Origin of the sequence: Delftia sp. ASV31, assembly GCF_016428765.1 — a bacterium.
Classification (GTDB): domain Bacteria; phylum Pseudomonadota; class Gammaproteobacteria; order Burkholderiales; family Burkholderiaceae_C; genus Comamonas; species Comamonas acidovorans.
The window spans coordinates 1-13,459 of the sequence record NZ_JAELTK010000062.1; the positions used below are offsets into that span (position 1 = coordinate 1).

The 13,459-nt window shown below is 66.1% G+C and carries 14 protein-coding genes and 1 pseudogene; 5 read left to right on the forward strand and 10 right to left on the reverse strand.

The window, feature by feature from the left end; all coding sequences use genetic code 11:
- Positions 1 to 265: pseudogene (locus tag JHD82_RS20230) on the reverse strand (LysR substrate-binding domain-containing protein); the annotation flags it as partial.
- 246 nt (positions 266 to 511) lie between these two features.
- Here JHD82_RS20230 and JHD82_RS20235 point away from each other — a divergent pair.
- Together JHD82_RS20235 and JHD82_RS20240 are read left to right on the forward strand one after the other, a co-directional pair.
- Positions 512 to 1,300 (forward strand): lipid II-degrading bacteriocin, encoded by a 789-nt coding sequence (locus tag JHD82_RS20235; protein WP_153053743.1) that lies wholly within the window; start codon positions 512 to 514, stop codon positions 1,298 to 1,300.
- Position 1,301: 1 nt separating this feature from the next.
- A complete protein-coding gene (locus JHD82_RS20240; RefSeq protein WP_099750571.1) occupies positions 1,302 to 1,634 on the forward strand; it encodes a hypothetical protein in 333 nt (110 codons plus the stop codon).
- Here JHD82_RS20240 and JHD82_RS20245 read toward each other — a convergent pair.
- From JHD82_RS20245 to JHD82_RS20265, 5 genes are all read right to left on the reverse strand, one after another.
- Entirely contained in the window at positions 1,615 to 2,568 is a 954-nt protein-coding gene (locus tag JHD82_RS20245) for a LysR substrate-binding domain-containing protein (RefSeq protein ID WP_199138388.1), read from the reverse strand. The two genes, JHD82_RS20240 and JHD82_RS20245, sit on opposite strands and share 20 nt — an antisense overlap.
- Positions 2,569 to 2,735: 167 nt before the next feature.
- The gene (locus JHD82_RS20250; protein ID WP_012205503.1) at positions 2,736 to 3,899 is read right to left on the reverse strand and encodes an acyl-CoA dehydrogenase family protein; all 1,164 of its coding nucleotides are present in this window, start codon (positions 3,897 to 3,899) and stop codon (positions 2,736 to 2,738) included.
- 57 nt (positions 3,900 to 3,956) lie between these two features.
- On the reverse strand, positions 3,957 to 4,352 hold the full coding sequence (locus JHD82_RS20255) for a cupin domain-containing protein (protein WP_012205502.1): 396 nt from the start codon (positions 4,350 to 4,352) through the stop codon (positions 3,957 to 3,959).
- Complete coding sequence (locus JHD82_RS20260) at positions 4,337 to 5,638, reverse strand: CaiB/BaiF CoA-transferase family protein (RefSeq protein ID WP_199138390.1); 1,302 nt, start codon at positions 5,636 to 5,638, stop codon at positions 4,337 to 4,339. Before JHD82_RS20260 ends, JHD82_RS20255 begins: the two co-directional genes overlap by 16 nt.
- A gap of 11 nt (positions 5,639 to 5,649) precedes the next feature.
- Complete coding sequence (locus JHD82_RS20265; protein WP_183017983.1) at positions 5,650 to 6,633, reverse strand: tripartite tricarboxylate transporter substrate binding protein; 984 nt, start codon at positions 6,631 to 6,633, stop codon at positions 5,650 to 5,652.
- 234 nt (positions 6,634 to 6,867) lie between these two features.
- Here JHD82_RS20265 and JHD82_RS20270 point away from each other — a divergent pair, with 234 nt between their 5' ends.
- Entirely contained in the window at positions 6,868 to 7,320 is a 453-nt protein-coding gene (locus tag JHD82_RS20270; RefSeq protein ID WP_012205499.1) for an SRPBCC family protein, read from the forward strand.
- A 100-nt stretch (positions 7,321 to 7,420) separates the two neighbouring features.
- Entirely contained in the window at positions 7,421 to 7,756 is a 336-nt protein-coding gene (locus tag JHD82_RS20275; protein WP_012205498.1) for a cupin domain-containing protein, read from the forward strand.
- A 37-nt stretch (positions 7,757 to 7,793) separates the two neighbouring features.
- On the opposite strand, the gene JHD82_RS20280 is transcribed toward JHD82_RS20275, so the two are convergent.
- Both JHD82_RS20280 and JHD82_RS20285 read right to left on the reverse strand, forming a co-directional pair.
- Positions 7,794 to 8,591 (reverse strand): hypothetical protein, encoded by a 798-nt coding sequence (locus JHD82_RS20280; RefSeq protein WP_374191655.1) that lies wholly within the window; start codon positions 8,589 to 8,591, stop codon positions 7,794 to 7,796.
- A 112-nt stretch (positions 8,592 to 8,703) separates the two neighbouring features.
- The gene (locus JHD82_RS20285) at positions 8,704 to 10,233 is read right to left on the reverse strand and encodes a PLP-dependent aminotransferase family protein (protein ID WP_199138392.1); all 1,530 of its coding nucleotides are present in this window, start codon (positions 10,231 to 10,233) and stop codon (positions 8,704 to 8,706) included.
- A gap of 126 nt (positions 10,234 to 10,359) precedes the next feature.
- Here JHD82_RS20285 and JHD82_RS20290 point away from each other — a divergent pair, with 126 nt between their 5' ends.
- Positions 10,360 to 10,995: a LysE family translocator gene (locus JHD82_RS20290; protein ID WP_043821819.1), complete on the forward strand. Its 636-nt coding sequence runs from the start codon at positions 10,360 to 10,362 to the stop codon at positions 10,993 to 10,995.
- 27 nt (positions 10,996 to 11,022) lie between these two features.
- Here JHD82_RS20290 and mnmH read toward each other — a convergent pair whose 3' ends face one another.
- Complete coding sequence (mnmH, locus tag JHD82_RS20295) at positions 11,023 to 12,087, reverse strand: tRNA 2-selenouridine(34) synthase MnmH (RefSeq protein WP_199138394.1); 1,065 nt, start codon at positions 12,085 to 12,087, stop codon at positions 11,023 to 11,025.
- A 226-nt stretch (positions 12,088 to 12,313) separates the two neighbouring features.
- Complete coding sequence (locus tag JHD82_RS20300; protein WP_199138397.1) at positions 12,314 to 13,438, reverse strand: serine hydrolase; 1,125 nt, start codon at positions 13,436 to 13,438, stop codon at positions 12,314 to 12,316.
- Positions 13,439 to 13,459: the final 21 nt, after the last annotated feature.

Sequence of the window (13,459 nt, forward strand, 5' to 3'; positions counted from 1 at the left end):
AGTTGGCCGGGGCCACTTCGCGGGCGAACATGACGAAGGTGTCGCGGGCCAGTTCGCGCAGGTCGATGTCGGGCTGCTGCGCCAGCGCATGCGTGGCGGGCAGGCAGCAGACAAAGGGTTCCTCGCCAATCGACAGGGTCTGCAGGCCGTCTGGCGGGGTGGCTATGTTGAGAAAGCCGCAGTCGATCTGGCCGCTGGCAATGGCCTGCAGTTGCTCGCGCGTGGACATTTCATGCAGGCAGACTTCGACCGAGATGGACTCTGCGCCAATGGCCCAGCGCCTCCTCTCAGAGTCTTGAGTCCCCCGGTTTTCTTTCCTTCTTCTAACCCTTTAAGGAAACAACTCCCTAGCGTTGTCAAGCACAACCAATTGATGTTCAACAGATCTCCATTTAAGTCATATAACGAAATATTTGTTACGAAATATCAAAAACAAGCCTCAAACATGGATTGATTGATAAATTCCACAAAAGAGAATGATAGTCATTCTCATTTCAAGAGGAGGGAATAAATGTCGGAAACCTTGGGAGAGATTGTAGTCACCGGTACATACGAAGGGATGTACACAAACTGGTATGAATGCTTTGAACAGCTTCAATTTTACACGGGCGGCATCGCTTATGGATATGCCCTCTCATACTTGTACAGTGATGAAATATTTTGGGACCTGAATAACAATCTTGCATGGATGACACCGGAGCAATGTCAGAAAAGGCTTCGGCTGGCCAGTAGCTGGTATGACAATATCCGTCGCGGCAGCAACAACGGTGCAGACATTGTGAATGGCTATTGGGCGGCAAAAGATGAGCCATACCGGGAAGTTTCGGAAGTCGAGGTTACATACTACGGTGTTTTCAAGGCGGCGGCCCACTGGCTGTGGGGCGAGGGCAAACCGCTGCGGATCAAGATTGATGCGCTGAATTTGTCTTTACCTATTGAACGCATTGCCAGAGACAGCAATCCTCTGTTACGTTTTATCAGCGATCGCAGGCAGCCCGGTTATTATTTTTATGATTCCGGTAGCTATGGTTATGAAACATACGAAGACGAACATCTTCCTCCTCAATTGATTGTCGGAGGCATAAGTTTACGCACTACTGGAACTCTTACCAGGGGATGGGATGGTTCATTTTCTTTTGTCGGAGAGACAAGAGCATTCAATGATTTTTTCAATATGGACAAGCGGCCGGGCCGCCCCTGGTGGGCGGACCAAGTCGTGGATACCTTTCATACTATAGGCGGCAACGATTACACCATAGTGATCGATGGCGCAATTCCTCATTACTTCACAGGCCGTTAATATGAAAAAAACTCTGACAAGATCCAGTTTTTTGCGCAGTGTGTTGGCTGGCGCAGTCTTGCTGATCACCGCATGCGGGGACGCAAAAAACGCAACCGCTTGCGAAAACCATGACCTTAATCTGGTTCGGACGAATGTACTGAAAAAACTGAAAGAGAAGTTTCCTCAGTACGCATTCGATATCACCAAGGTGACGTTTTCTCCGGGAGAAAAAGTGCCTTTTTGGCACGTGGAGGCCATCACCCAATCGAATGGTAAGGAGCTGGTGGTTTTCGCCATGCACTACTGCGAAGGGTCTGTAGAGGTGACAGCCCTCAACCCCTACCACCCTTGACGGCGGTGGATGCCATCGCCCTCACCCTCTCAATGAAAGCCTGCAGCACCGCCGCAGGCTGATCCGCCCGCCAGGCCATGACAGCGGGCGTCATGGCCTGCTGCGGCCCGCGCAGCGGCACGAACGCCACGCCGTTCATGCCCACGCGCTGCATGCAGCTGGGCACCAGGGCCACGCCCTGCTCTGCCGAGATCAGGGCCATGACGGTGAGCCACTGGCGCGCGGCGTGGCGGGTGTGGGGGTGGATGCCGGCCTGCTGCAGGCAGGCGATGACGTTGTCGTAGTTGGCCGGGGCCACTTCGCGGGCGAACATGACGAAGGTGTCGCGGGCCAGTTCGCGCAGGTCGATGTCGGGCTGCTGCGCCAGCGCATGCGTGGCGGGCAGGCAGCAGACAAAGGGTTCCTCGCCGATGGACAGGGTCTGCAGGCCGTCTGGCGGGGTGGCTATGTTGAGAAAGCCGCAGTCGATCTGGCCGCTGGCAATGGCCTGCAGTTGCTCGCGCGTGGACATTTCGTGCAGGCAGACTTCGACCAGGGGGCGCTCGGCGCGGAAGGCGCGGCAGAAGTCGGGCACCTGGCGGTAGACCATGGAGCCGGTGATGCCCACGTCCAGCCGGCCCTGCATGCCCTCGGCAACGCCGCGCACCACGTCGGCCGCATGCTGCAGCTGGGCGAGCACCTTGCGTGCCTCGACCAGAAAGGCCTCGCCCGCAGGGGTGAGGCGCACGTTCTTGGCGTCGCGGTCCATGAGGCTGGCGCCCAGGTCCTGCTCCAGGGTCTTGAGCGCCATGCTCAGCGGCGGCTGGGTGATGCACAGGCGCTGGGCTGCGCGGCCGAAATGGCGTTCCTCGGCCAGGGCGACGAAATAGCGCAGCAGGTGGGTCTTCATGAGAGGCGGCGGATGGGGAGCAAGCGAGATGGCATCTTGCACCATGGCTACCTCTGAAATACAGATTGATAAATCATGGGACTTCAGATGGTTCGCAGCCACAAAACCCGCGCACCTCAACTTTGAGACACCGAGGAAGGGCCGCCCCGCACCGAGGGTGTCGTCCCCCTGCGCGCAGCGAGAAGGGGGAAGGCGCGAAGCGACTCAGGGGGTCAATACGATTTAGGCAAGCCCAATACCTTTTCGGCGATGAAGCACATGATCAATTGGGGGCTGACGGGCGCCAGGCGCGGGATCCAGGATTCGCGCATGTAGCGCTCCACGTGGTATTCCTTGGCGTAGCCCATGCCGCCGTGCGTGAAGATGGCGGTTTCGCAGGCCTTGGCGCAGGCTTCCGCCGCCAGGTATTTGGCGGCGTTGGCCTCGGCGCCGCAGGGCAGGCCCCTGTCGTAGAGGAAGGCGGCCTTTTGCACCATGAGGTGGGCCGCCTCAAGACCCATCCAGGCCTGGGCCAGCGGGTGCTGTATGCCCTGGTTCTGGCCGATGGGACGGTCGAAGACCACGCGCTCCTTGGCGTACTGGGTGGCGCGCGCCAGGGCGGCGCGGCCCAGGCCCACGGCCTCGGCGGCGATGAGGATGCGCTCGGGGTTGAGGCCGTGCAGGATGTACGAGAAGCCCTTGCCCTCTTCGCCGATGCGGTCCTCGGCGGGAATGCGCAGGCCGTCGATGAACAGCTGGTTGGTGTCCACGCATTTGCGGCCCAGCTTGTCGATCTCGCGCACTTCGATGCGTTCGCGGTCCAGGTCGGTGTAGAACAGGCTCAGGCCTTCCGTGCCCTTGCACTCTTCCACGGGCTTGGTGCGTACCAGCAGCAGGATCTTGTTGGCGACCTGGGCGGTGGAGATGAAGACTTTCTGGCCATGGACCACGTAGACGTCGCCATCGCGCACGGCGCGGGTCTGCAGCTTGAGGGTGTTGAGGCCCGCATTGGGCTCGGTGACGCCGAAGCAGGCCTTGTCCGTGCCCGCGATCAGCGGGGGCAGCCAGCGGCGTTTTTGCTCGTCCGTGCCGAAGACGACGACGGGGTGCAGGCCGAAGATGTTCATGTGCACGGCCGAGGCGCCCGACAGGCCTGCGCCCGTGGCCGAGATGGTGTGCATCATCAACGCCGCTTCGCTGATGCCCAGGCCCGCGCCGCCGAATTCTTCGGGCATGGCAATGCCCAGCCAGCCCGCGTCGGCCAGGGCCTTGTGGAAGTCGTGCGGGAAGCCGCCTTCGTGGTCCTTGCGCAGCCAGTAGTCGGCGTCAAAGGGGGCACAGGCGCGCTCGACGGCGTCGCGTATCTGTTCCTGTTCTTCGTTCCACAGAAAGTCCATGGTGAGTTCTCCGTTGCTTGTTGCTGTTCGCTTGTTGTGTCTGTGGGGTGACGGCGCTCAGGCTGCCGGTCGGCGCACGCGCTCGGGGTTCTCGCCGTACGGCGGGCTGTAGAAGACCAGCAGGCGCACGGGCTCGGCGCTGGTCACGCGGAAGATGTGCATGCAGTCCTCGGGGAAGAAGCAGGTGTCGCCGGGCTGCATGGCAAAGCGTTCCTTGCCGTCCGGGGTGTCGATTTCCACCTCGGCCGTTCCGGCCAGCAGGTAGCAGGCCTGCTCCATGCCGGGGTGGGCATGGGGCAGCGCGCCGCCGCCCTGCTCCAGCGTGCCCAGCACCAGCTCCATGTGGCGCGCGCCCACGTTGGCGGCGCTGACCAGGCGCCGGTTGACGGTGCCGTGGTGGTTGGCGGGGCTGTAGCCAGGCACGTCTTGTTCGCGGATCAAATAGCGGGGCATGGGCGGTTTCCTTCTGTTTGTGTTTGTGCTTGTGCTTGTGTTTGTGGTGGGGCGTCTTGCAGCGCGGCAGCCTGGCTGCAGGCGCGGCTGGCCTGCAGGGCGGCCAGCTCGGCCTCGGTCAGGCCCGCGTCGCGCAGCACCTGCAGGGTGTGTTCGCCCAGGCGTGGCGCGGGGGCGGCGCGTTCTGCGGGCGGCGTGGCGCTCCAGCGCGTGGGGCTGGCCGTGGTGCGCAGCCGGCCTTCGCTGGGGTGGTCTATCTCGTGCACGAAGCCGGTGGCCTGGTGCTGGGGGTCGGCAATCAGGTCTTCGGGCGAGGCCATGGGCATGTTGGGCACGTCGGCCGCGTCCAGCAGTGCGCGCCATTCGGCCGTGGTGCGCCCTGCCATCAGCCGAGAGACTTCGGCATAGACGGCATCGATGTGCAGCGCGCGCTGGCTGTGGGTGGCGAAGATGGGTTCGGCCATGCGCTCGGGCTGGCCTATGGCGTTGAAGAAGCTGTGCCAGTGCTTGTCGTTGTAGATGAGAACGCACAGGTGGCCGTCGCTGGTGCGATAGGGCCTGCGGTGGGCCGTGAGCAGGCGCGCATAGCCGGGGCCGCCCAGCTGCGGCTCGAACGACAGGCCCGCCATGTGGTCGCCCAGGATGAACTGGGTCATGGCCTCGAACATGGGCACGACCACGGCCTGGCCCTTGCCGGTCTTCTCGCGCGCATAGAGGGCGGCCGTGACGGCGTAGACCGCGTGCAGGCCGGTGACGCGGTCGCCCAGGGTCATGGGGGCATAGGCAGGCTCGCCGCCGCCGTATTGCTGCGCCAGCCAGGGCACGCCGGTGGCGCCCTGGATGAGGTCGTCATAGGCGGGCCGGGCCGCGTAGGGGCCGCGCTGGTCGAAGCCGCAGCAGCTCACGTGGATGATGCGCGGGTTGCGCGCCGCCACGTCCTCGTAGGCCAGGCCCAGGCGCGCCATGGCCTGGGGCCGCACGTTGCTGACCAGCACGTCGCAGCCTTCGGCCAGGCGCAGCAGGGCCTCGCGCGCGGCGCCCTGCTTGAGGTCCAGCACCACGGAGCGCTTGCCCTGGTTGGCCTGCAGGAAGATGTGGCCCATGGCGGGGTTGCGCATGGGGCCGACGTGGCGCATGTTGTCGCCCTCGGGCGATTCGACCTTGATCACCTCGGCCCCCAGGCCTGCAAGGATCTGGGTGGCAAAGGGGCCCATGACCACCGAGGTCATGTCCAGCACCTTCACTCCGGCAAGAGGGCCTTGCTGCCCTTGCTGCGCTTGCTCCATGCGGCTCTCCTTCACTGCGCCTCGATGCCGGCCTGCTTGACCAGTTGTCCCCAGCGGGCCATCTGGTCCTTCACATAGGTGGCGAACTCGGCAGGCGTGGCCGTGGGCCAGACCTCGAAGCCGACCTGGGCCAATTGCTCCTGCACGGCCTTGTCCTTGAGGATGGCCTGCAGCTCGGTGTTCAGCCGCTCGGTGATCTCGGCGGGCATGCCGGCCGGGCCGAAGATGCCGTTCCAGGAGGTGATGTCGAAGCCCGGCAGCGTCTTGCCGATGGCCGGCACATTGGGCAGCAGGGTGGAGCCCTTGGCCGCCGTGACGGCCAGGGTGCGCACGCGGTCGGTCTTGATCGTGCCCCAGGCCGAGCCCAGATCGGCCACGTAGACCTGGATCTGGTTGCCCATGAGGTCGGTCAGCGCCTGCGGGCTGGACTTGTAGGGCACCGAGGTGATCTGGGTGTGCGTGACGTACTTGAAGGTTTCCGAGGCGACCAGCGAGGTGCTGTTGGGCGTGCCGTAGGACAGGCGGTCGGGATTGGCCTTGGCGTAGTCGATGAGTTCCTGCACGGTCTTGGCAGGAACGGAGGGGTGGACCAGCAGCGCGAACGGCAGCTCGCCCACGCGCGCCACGGGTGTGAAGTCCTTGACGGGGTCGTACTTCAGGCCCTTGACCAGCCAGGGGTTGGCCGAGTGCGAGGTGTTGGTGGTCATGAACAGGGTGTAGCCGTCCGGCCTGGCCTTGGCCACATGGTTGGCGGCAATCTGGGCATTGGCGCCAGCCTTGTTGTCCACGATCACGGGCTGCCTGAGCCGCTCGCCCAGCCGGGTAGCCACCAGGCGCGCCACGGCGTCCGTGCCGCTGCCGGCCGCGAACGGCACGACCAGGGTGATGGGATTGGAGGGGTAACCCCCCTGCGCCGACACAGAGGGCGCGGCCACGGCCGCAATGGTGCTGATAGCGCCAAGGGCCAGGGCCCTGCGCAACGGGGAATGCTTCATTTGCTTGTCTCCTGTTTCCTATCCTGTTTTCCTATGGAAGGCGGCGCTGTGTGTCCAGCGCTCGCCGCCATGGTGCGGGCGTCAATGATTCAAGTCCAATTCTTTAAAACCAAGCAAGGATTCGATTTATGAATCATTGAATCCTGCGCCAGGCTCCAGGTCCCGCCTCTTGCGCAAGGACTGCATCGGTGCGAGGCTGGCAGCCTTGCACGACACCACGCCAAGGAGTTCCGCATGTCACACACCGTCCACACCATCCGGCTGCACCGCGTCCTCAAGGCGCCGCCGCAGCGCGTATACCAGGCCTTCACCACGGCCGCTGCCCTGGCCAAATGGCTTCCGCCCCACGGCTACATCTGCGAGGTGCCCGAGTTCGACGCCCGGGTCGGCGGGCGCTACCGCATGGCCTTCGTCAATCTGTCCACGGGCGGGCGCAGCGGCTTCGGCGGGGAGTTCCTGGACCTGGAGCCTGGCCGGCTGGTTCGCCATACCGACCGCTTCGACGACCCGCAACTGCCCGGCGAGATGATCACCACCATCACGCTGCGCGAGGTGTTCTGCGGCACTGAAATGGATGTGACCCAGGAAGGCGTGCCCGCCGTCATTCCCGCCGAGGCCTGTCACCTGGGCTGGCAGGAGTCGCTGCAGTTGCTGACCCTGCTGGTGGAGGCGAGCGTGCCGGGTTGAGACCCTGCACAAGCCCCTGCTGTCACACAGTTGCGGTTGATGGATTCCCGTGCTTCGGAGGACAATGGCTGTATTGCCCGCCAACGCCCGGAGGTCCGCCATGGCCACCCCCCTTGCACTGACCGCTCAAGCCATCGATGTCCTGCCGTTTGGTGCGCGGCTGGCGGGCGCACGGACCTGCGCCCTGTTCAAGTCCCAGGACATGGAGGTCATCCGCGTGGTGCTGCGCGCCAGCCAGTCGCTGCCGCCGCACAAGGTGCCGGGCAGCGTCAGCCTGCACTGCCTGGAAGGCGAGCTGGAGGTGATGCTCGGCGAAAGCCGCCAGTCCCTGCAGGCCGGCCAGCTGATGCACCTGCCGGCGAACATGGCGCATGCGGTACGCGCCATCGAAGACACCTCCGCTCTGGTCACCATCGTTCTGTGTGACGCGTCCTGACGCTTGCCACTTCAGCGCATTCAGCCCACTGAGCGCCTCAGCGCACCGGCAGGAACTGCATGAACGGCCCGGCCACCAGCCCCTGCCCGTAGCCGATGAAGGAGCGCCTGTAGCGCTCGGTGGTGTAGTTGGCGATCAGGTCCAGCCGGCCGATGATCTTGCCCATCTCGCGCTCGAAGCTGAGGTTGCGCGCGTCGTCGCCCAGGTGGTTGGACAGCAGCAGCGGCCCGCCCGCTGCGTTGCGCCGTGAGTTGAGAATCCAGTTGGCCACTTCCACGTTGCGCGCGGCGTTGTAGATCAGCTGCGGGTCCAGCCCATGGACCAGGGTGAAGCTGGTGCGCCCGCCGTGGGCGGTGATGATGGTGTCGGCCAGCGCATGGACGAAGGCGGCCACGCGGTCGCCCTTGAAGTCGGGCTGCAGCGCCAGCGAAAGCGCGGCCACGTCCTGGGCACCGTGCAGGTCGGCCCAGGGCTGGCGCTCGGTGATGGCGATGCGCACGTAGGCGGATGCGGCCTCGCGGCTTTCGGCGGTTTTCTTCCACTCGGCGGGGTTGCGCAGGTACAGCTTGTCCATGATGCGCATCAGGCTGTCCAGGTTCTCCTTCATGGCCAGGGTGGCCATGCGGTTGCTGTCGGACTGCACGATTTCACCGGGCTCGAACGAGGCGCCCTCCACCTTGCCGCGCGGCGCGGGCGTGTCGGCACAGCCCGCTGTCAGCAGCAGCGCCAGCACCGGGGCCAGGTGGCGCGCCGCGCCACCTCCCGGTCGGGGCCGGCTGTCGTTCACCCCGGCTCTGCGGCCGGCCTCCCCTGGCAAGACAAGCTCAATAGTCATCCCGGAACGATAGCAGCGCACTACCGGGGCGCCGAGGCACGATGCCCTGTCTTACATGCCCTGGCGCCGGCAGCGTCAACCTCCCGTCAGGCAGTGCTGCTGCACCATCCGGTCATCCACCACCGCCCCGGTGCTGCGCCAGCAGGTGGCCAAGGATCTTCCAGGTCTGGGGCTGCTCCACCATGGGCACGGGAATGCGCAGCATGCTGCCCGCGGCCTGCCTGGGCGAAAACAGCAGGCCCGGTGCCAGCAGCAGGCCCTGCGGCGCGGCATGGCGGGCCAGCACCTCCGAGTCCACGCCGCAGTCCACCCAGGCGAACATGCCGGCCTGTGGCTCGTGCGGGGCGCGGCAGTCCAGGGCTTCGAGCATGCGCAGGCAGCGGTTGCGCGCGCGGTCCACGCGCTCGCGCAGGCGGTCCACATGCTTGCGGTACTGGCCATCGGCCAGCACGCGGTGCACCACCTGCTCGCCCGGCAGCGCCGTGGTCAGCCCGCCCAGCAGCTTGAGGTCGGTCAGCCGCCGTATCAGGTCGGTGTGTGCCGCGACATAGCCCACGCGCAGGCTGCCGGCCAGGGTCTTGGAGTAGCCGCCCACCAGGAGCACGCGCTGCAGCCGGTCCATGGCGGCCAGGCGCACGGGCACGCCGGGCAGGAAGTCGGAGTAGGTGTCGTCCTCGGCCAGGTAGAAGTCGTGACGCTCGGCAATGCGCAGCACCTCGTGGGCCACGCCGGCCGACAGGGTCTGGCCCGTGGGGTTGTGCACGGCGGTGTTGAGGATGAAAAGCCGGGGCTGGTGCTGGCGGGCCAGCCGCTCCAGCGCCTCCACGTCGGGACCGCCGGGCAGGCGGGGCACGCCGACCACGTTCACGCCCAGGGCGTTGAGCCGGCCGAAGATGAGAAACCAGCCCGGGTCTTCCACCAGCACCGTATCGCCGGGCCGCACCAGGCTGCGCACGATCAGGTCCAGGCCCTGGGTGGCGCCGGCCACGGTCATCAGGTGGACCTCGGGGTGGGCGGGCACGTCCTGGGCCTGCAGCACCGAGGCGATCTGCTGGCGCAGCGGCAGATAGCCCTGGGGCACGCCATAGGTCAGCAGGCTGGTGCCCGTGCTGCGGCCGACGGCACGCAGGGCCGAGGCCAGCATCTCCTGGTCCAGCCATTCCGGCGGCAGCATGCCGGCGTCGCCCGAATGCTCCGTGCCTTCGCGGAACATGCTGCGCAACAGAAAGGCGGTATCAAAGGCCGCGCCCTGCTCCAGCGTGGGCAGGCCGTGGCTGGCGCGCGGCACGGCCTGGGCCGCGCGCCGGGCGCTGACGAAGACGCCGGAGCCGCGCCGCGAATGCACAAGGCCCTGGGCGGCCAGCCGGTCGTAGGCCTGGACCACGGTATCGCGGCTGACGCCGGCCTGCTGCGCCAGTGCGCGCACCGAGGGCAGCCGCGAGCCCGCGCGCAGGCCATGGTGGCGGATCAGGCCGCCGTAGTGGTCCACGAGCTGATCGACCAGCGAGAGGTCGGAAGACCGCAGCGGGCGCCAGGGCGCAGCGGCCTGGAAAGCCGTAGCGGAGGATGCACTCGATGTCTGCGGTGTCTGCTGTGCCTGCGCTTCCTTCGGCGTGGCTGCGGGATCAAGTGTCATGGTCATATGGGCAGGCCAGTTGGCAAATTGTTCTGGCAAAGTGTACTGCTACTGTACCGAACACTGCCCTTAGCATGGCCTGACGGCGCCGCGGCCTGCGGCATGCGCAGACAGGGCGCCGGATCCCCTGTCATGCCTGTTGCCACCATGCCCTTCGATACCGCCCACACCTCGTTCCTGCTGCCACTGGCCATGTTCTCCTTCGTCAGCTCCGTCACGCCCGGCCCCAACAATGTGATGTTGACAGCCTCGGGCGCCACCTTCGGCTACCGCCGCACGGTGCCCCATATGCTGGGCATCACCCTGGGCGTGGTGGTCATGGTGCTGCTGGTGGGCGCGGGCCTGGGCGCGGTGTTCGAGCGCCTGCCGGTGATCTACACCGCGCTCAAGTACCTGGGCGCGGCCTACCTGGTCTGGCTGGCCTGGAAGATTGCGGGCAGCGGCGGCATCGACGGCGGCAATGCGGGTGCCCGGCCCTTCGGGTTCTGGCAGGCGGCGGCCTTCCAGTGGGTCAACCCCAAGGCCTGGATCATGGCCATCGGCGTGATTGCCACCTACACGCCGCGCGAGGATTTCTTCATCAACCTGGTGCTGGCCGCCCTGGTGCTGGGCATCGTGAACTATCCCAGCGTCAGCGTCTGGACGCTGTTCGGCAGCGCCGTGGGGCGCGCGCTGCGCTCGCCGCAGGCACTGCGCCGCTTCAACTGGGGCATGGCCGCCCTGCTGCTGCTGTCGCTGTACCCGGTGCTGGCAGATTCACATGCCTGATTCAAACGCCTGATCCACCCGGCTGCTTCATGCGGCCGATGTCCCATCCAGCGCCAGTATCTGGTGCGCCAGCGCGGCGATGCCGGCCTCGCTGAGGTCGTCGGCCTGCACCCTGCGGCGCGTGCGCCACTGCGTGAAATGCCGTTCCTGCGAGCGCTCGTAGTGCGGGTCGTAGTGCTGGGCCATGAGCTCGGAGAACAGCGGCGAGAGGCTGCGCTCATGCGCCCAGGCCTGCCAGCGCGAGATGGTCTCCTTGCCCTGCAGCTCCTTGAGCCAGCCCAGCTTGTCGGCCAGCGTCTGCGGATCGTCGCCAAGGTAGGCGTAGTCGCGCAGCAGGTAGGCCAGGCGCGCCTCGGGCGTGGCATCGAGCGCAATCACGGGCGACTGGCGCATGTGCTCGACCAGCACCAGCGGCAGGGACACGCGGCCGATCTTGGCGCTCTCGCCTTCCACGTACACGGTGCGCGACGGATCGAAACTCTCCAGCTGCTGGGCCAGCAGCGTCTCGAAGTATTTCTGGCTGGGCTGCTCCACGCCGGGCAGATTGCCCAGCAAGGAACCCTTGTGGCTGGCATAGCCCTCCAGGTCCAGCACCTGCTCGCCGGCCTCGGCCAGGGCATGCAGCACGCGGGTCTTGGCGCTGCCGGTGGCTCCGCACAGCACCTGCAGGCGCAGCTGGGGCACCAGGCGGTCGATCAGCTCGATCACATGGCCGCGATAGGACTTGTAGCCGTTGGCCAGTTGCTGGGCATCCCAGCCGACCAGGCGCAGCCAGGTGACCATGGAGCCGCTGCGCAGGCCGCCGCGCCAGCAGTAGACCAGCGGCTTCCAGTTGGCGGGCTTGTCGGCAAACGTTTCCTGCAGGTGGCGCGCCAGGTTGGCCGAGACCATGGCCGCGCCCAGGCGCTTGGCCTCGAAGGGGCTGACCTGCTTGTAGATGGTGCCGATCCGGGCGCGCTCCTCGTTGTCGAGCACGGGGCAGTTGATGGCGCCGGGAATGTGGTCCTGCGCGAATTCGGCAGGCGAACGGGCGTCGATCAGGGTGTCGAACTGGTGGCGGTCGGCGATGCGGATGGGCTGGCGGTGGGACACGGGCAAACGGTGATCTGGCGATCATGCGGGAGGCAGAAACAACCGGCGCCATGGCCTCAGGGGCTCATGGGCCGGCACCGGAACCAGGAAAGTGGATCGAGCCTCGACACGCACCGGCCCGCCCCGCTTCGCGCCCTGCTTGCGCGAGCCGGGCATGCAGCCGACCTTGGAAGCGGGGATTCTCGCACGCCCTACGTGCCCGCGCTCGGCTGTCAGGGCAAGGCAGTCAACGCAAGGCAGCGGCTATCAGGCCCTGCACGGCAGCCACGCGCTGCACCTGCTGGGGGCTGTCGTAGTTGCCCATGAAGATGGCATACACCAGCGAATGCTGGGGCACGACCACCAGCCGCTGGCCGCCCAGGCCGATGGCCATGTAGTACGCCAGGCCGGCGCGGGTCTGCCCCACGTACCAGTGGTGGCCGTAGCGCAGGCCGGGCCAGGCGTCCACGCGCGGCTGAATGGATTGCAAAATCCAATGCCGGGGTACCAGCGCCCGGCCTTGCCTTCCACCCGGCCACTCGCCCTGCTGCAGCACCAGCTGGCCAATGCGGGCCAGGTCCCGCGCCCGCAGGCGCAGGCCGGAGGCGGCGGCCGCCTCGCCGTTGGTGCCAGGCGTCCACTCGGCCTTGTCGATGCCCAGCGGAGCAAACAGCTTGTGCCGCGCATAGTCCAGCAGCGGCATGCCGCTGCCCTGCGCGATCAGGTGGCCCAGCAGTGCCGTCGCCCCGCCGCTGTAGCACCAGCGTTCGCCGGGCGGGGCGACGATGGGCTGCTCCAGCACGTAGCGGTAGCGGTCGCTGCTGCGCTCCATGGCGATTTCGCTGTTGCGCGGGTCGGAATACGGAAGGTCCTCGTCCCATTGCAGGCCCATGGTCATGCCCAGGGCATGGGAGATGAGGATGGAGCGCCGGCCCTCATCGGCCGCCAGATCACTGTAGGCGGGAAAGGCCTGGATCAGGGGCGTGTCCAGCGCGGGCACCTTGCCCTCGGCCAGGGCCAGGCCATACAGCAGGCCGACGACGCTCTTGCTGACCGAGCGCACATCGTGCAGGGAGTCGGCGTTGAAGGCCACCTTGCCCAGCGGCTCGCCCCAGCGCTCGTCCTCGCCCTCGAAATAGCGCTCCAGCGCCAGCCGGCCGTGGCGCATCACGACGACGGCGTGCAGGTTCGCGAGTTCTCCGCTCTGCACGCCCTGGTCCAGGCGTTCGCCCAGGTCTTCGGCCAGGCCGGTGCCGGCGGAAAAGGCACCGCCCTGCCCCACGCTGGCACAGGCCGTGCAGCCCAGCGCCGCCAGGGCTGCGCCCGTCTGCAGCCATCTGCGCCTGTCGGTGCGAAAGCCGTTGTTTGTCATGTCCCTCTCCCTTACTTAGCT

Bases quoted from the DNA above. Each gene is read 5' to 3' on its own strand.
- JHD82_RS20250 (WP_012205503.1), bottom strand. From the start codon at position 3,899: ATGGACTTTCTGTGGAACGAAGAACAGGAACAGATACGCGACGCCGTC.
- JHD82_RS20260 (WP_199138390.1), bottom strand. From the start codon at position 5,638: ATGGAGCAAGCGCAGCAAGGGCAGCAAGGCCCTCTTGCCGGAGTGAAG.
- JHD82_RS20255 (WP_012205502.1), bottom strand. From the start codon at position 4,352: ATGCCCCGCTATTTGATCCGCGAACAAGACGTGCCTGGCTACAGCCCC.
- JHD82_RS20240 (WP_099750571.1), top strand. From the start codon at position 1,302: ATGAAAAAAACTCTGACAAGATCCAGTTTTTTGCGCAGTGTGTTGGCT.
- JHD82_RS20290 (WP_043821819.1), top strand. From the start codon at position 10,360: ATGCCTGTTGCCACCATGCCCTTCGATACCGCCCACACCTCGTTCCTG.
- JHD82_RS20300 (WP_199138397.1), bottom strand. From the start codon at position 13,438: ATGACAAACAACGGCTTTCGCACCGACAGGCGCAGATGGCTGCAGACG.
- JHD82_RS20265 (WP_183017983.1), bottom strand. From the start codon at position 6,633: ATGAAGCATTCCCCGTTGCGCAGGGCCCTGGCCCTTGGCGCTATCAGC.
- JHD82_RS20280 (WP_374191655.1), bottom strand. From the start codon at position 8,591: ATGACTATTGAGCTTGTCTTGCCAGGGGAGGCCGGCCGCAGAGCCGGG.
- JHD82_RS20235 (WP_153053743.1), top strand. From the start codon at position 512: ATGTCGGAAACCTTGGGAGAGATTGTAGTCACCGGTACATACGAAGGG.
- JHD82_RS20275 (WP_012205498.1), top strand. From the start codon at position 7,421: ATGGCCACCCCCCTTGCACTGACCGCTCAAGCCATCGATGTCCTGCCG.
- JHD82_RS20285 (WP_199138392.1), bottom strand. From the start codon at position 10,233: ATGACCATGACACTTGATCCCGCAGCCACGCCGAAGGAAGCGCAGGCA.
- JHD82_RS20270 (WP_012205499.1), top strand. From the start codon at position 6,868: ATGTCACACACCGTCCACACCATCCGGCTGCACCGCGTCCTCAAGGCG.
- JHD82_RS20245 (WP_199138388.1), bottom strand. From the start codon at position 2,568: ATGGTGCAAGATGCCATCTCGCTTGCTCCCCATCCGCCGCCTCTCATG.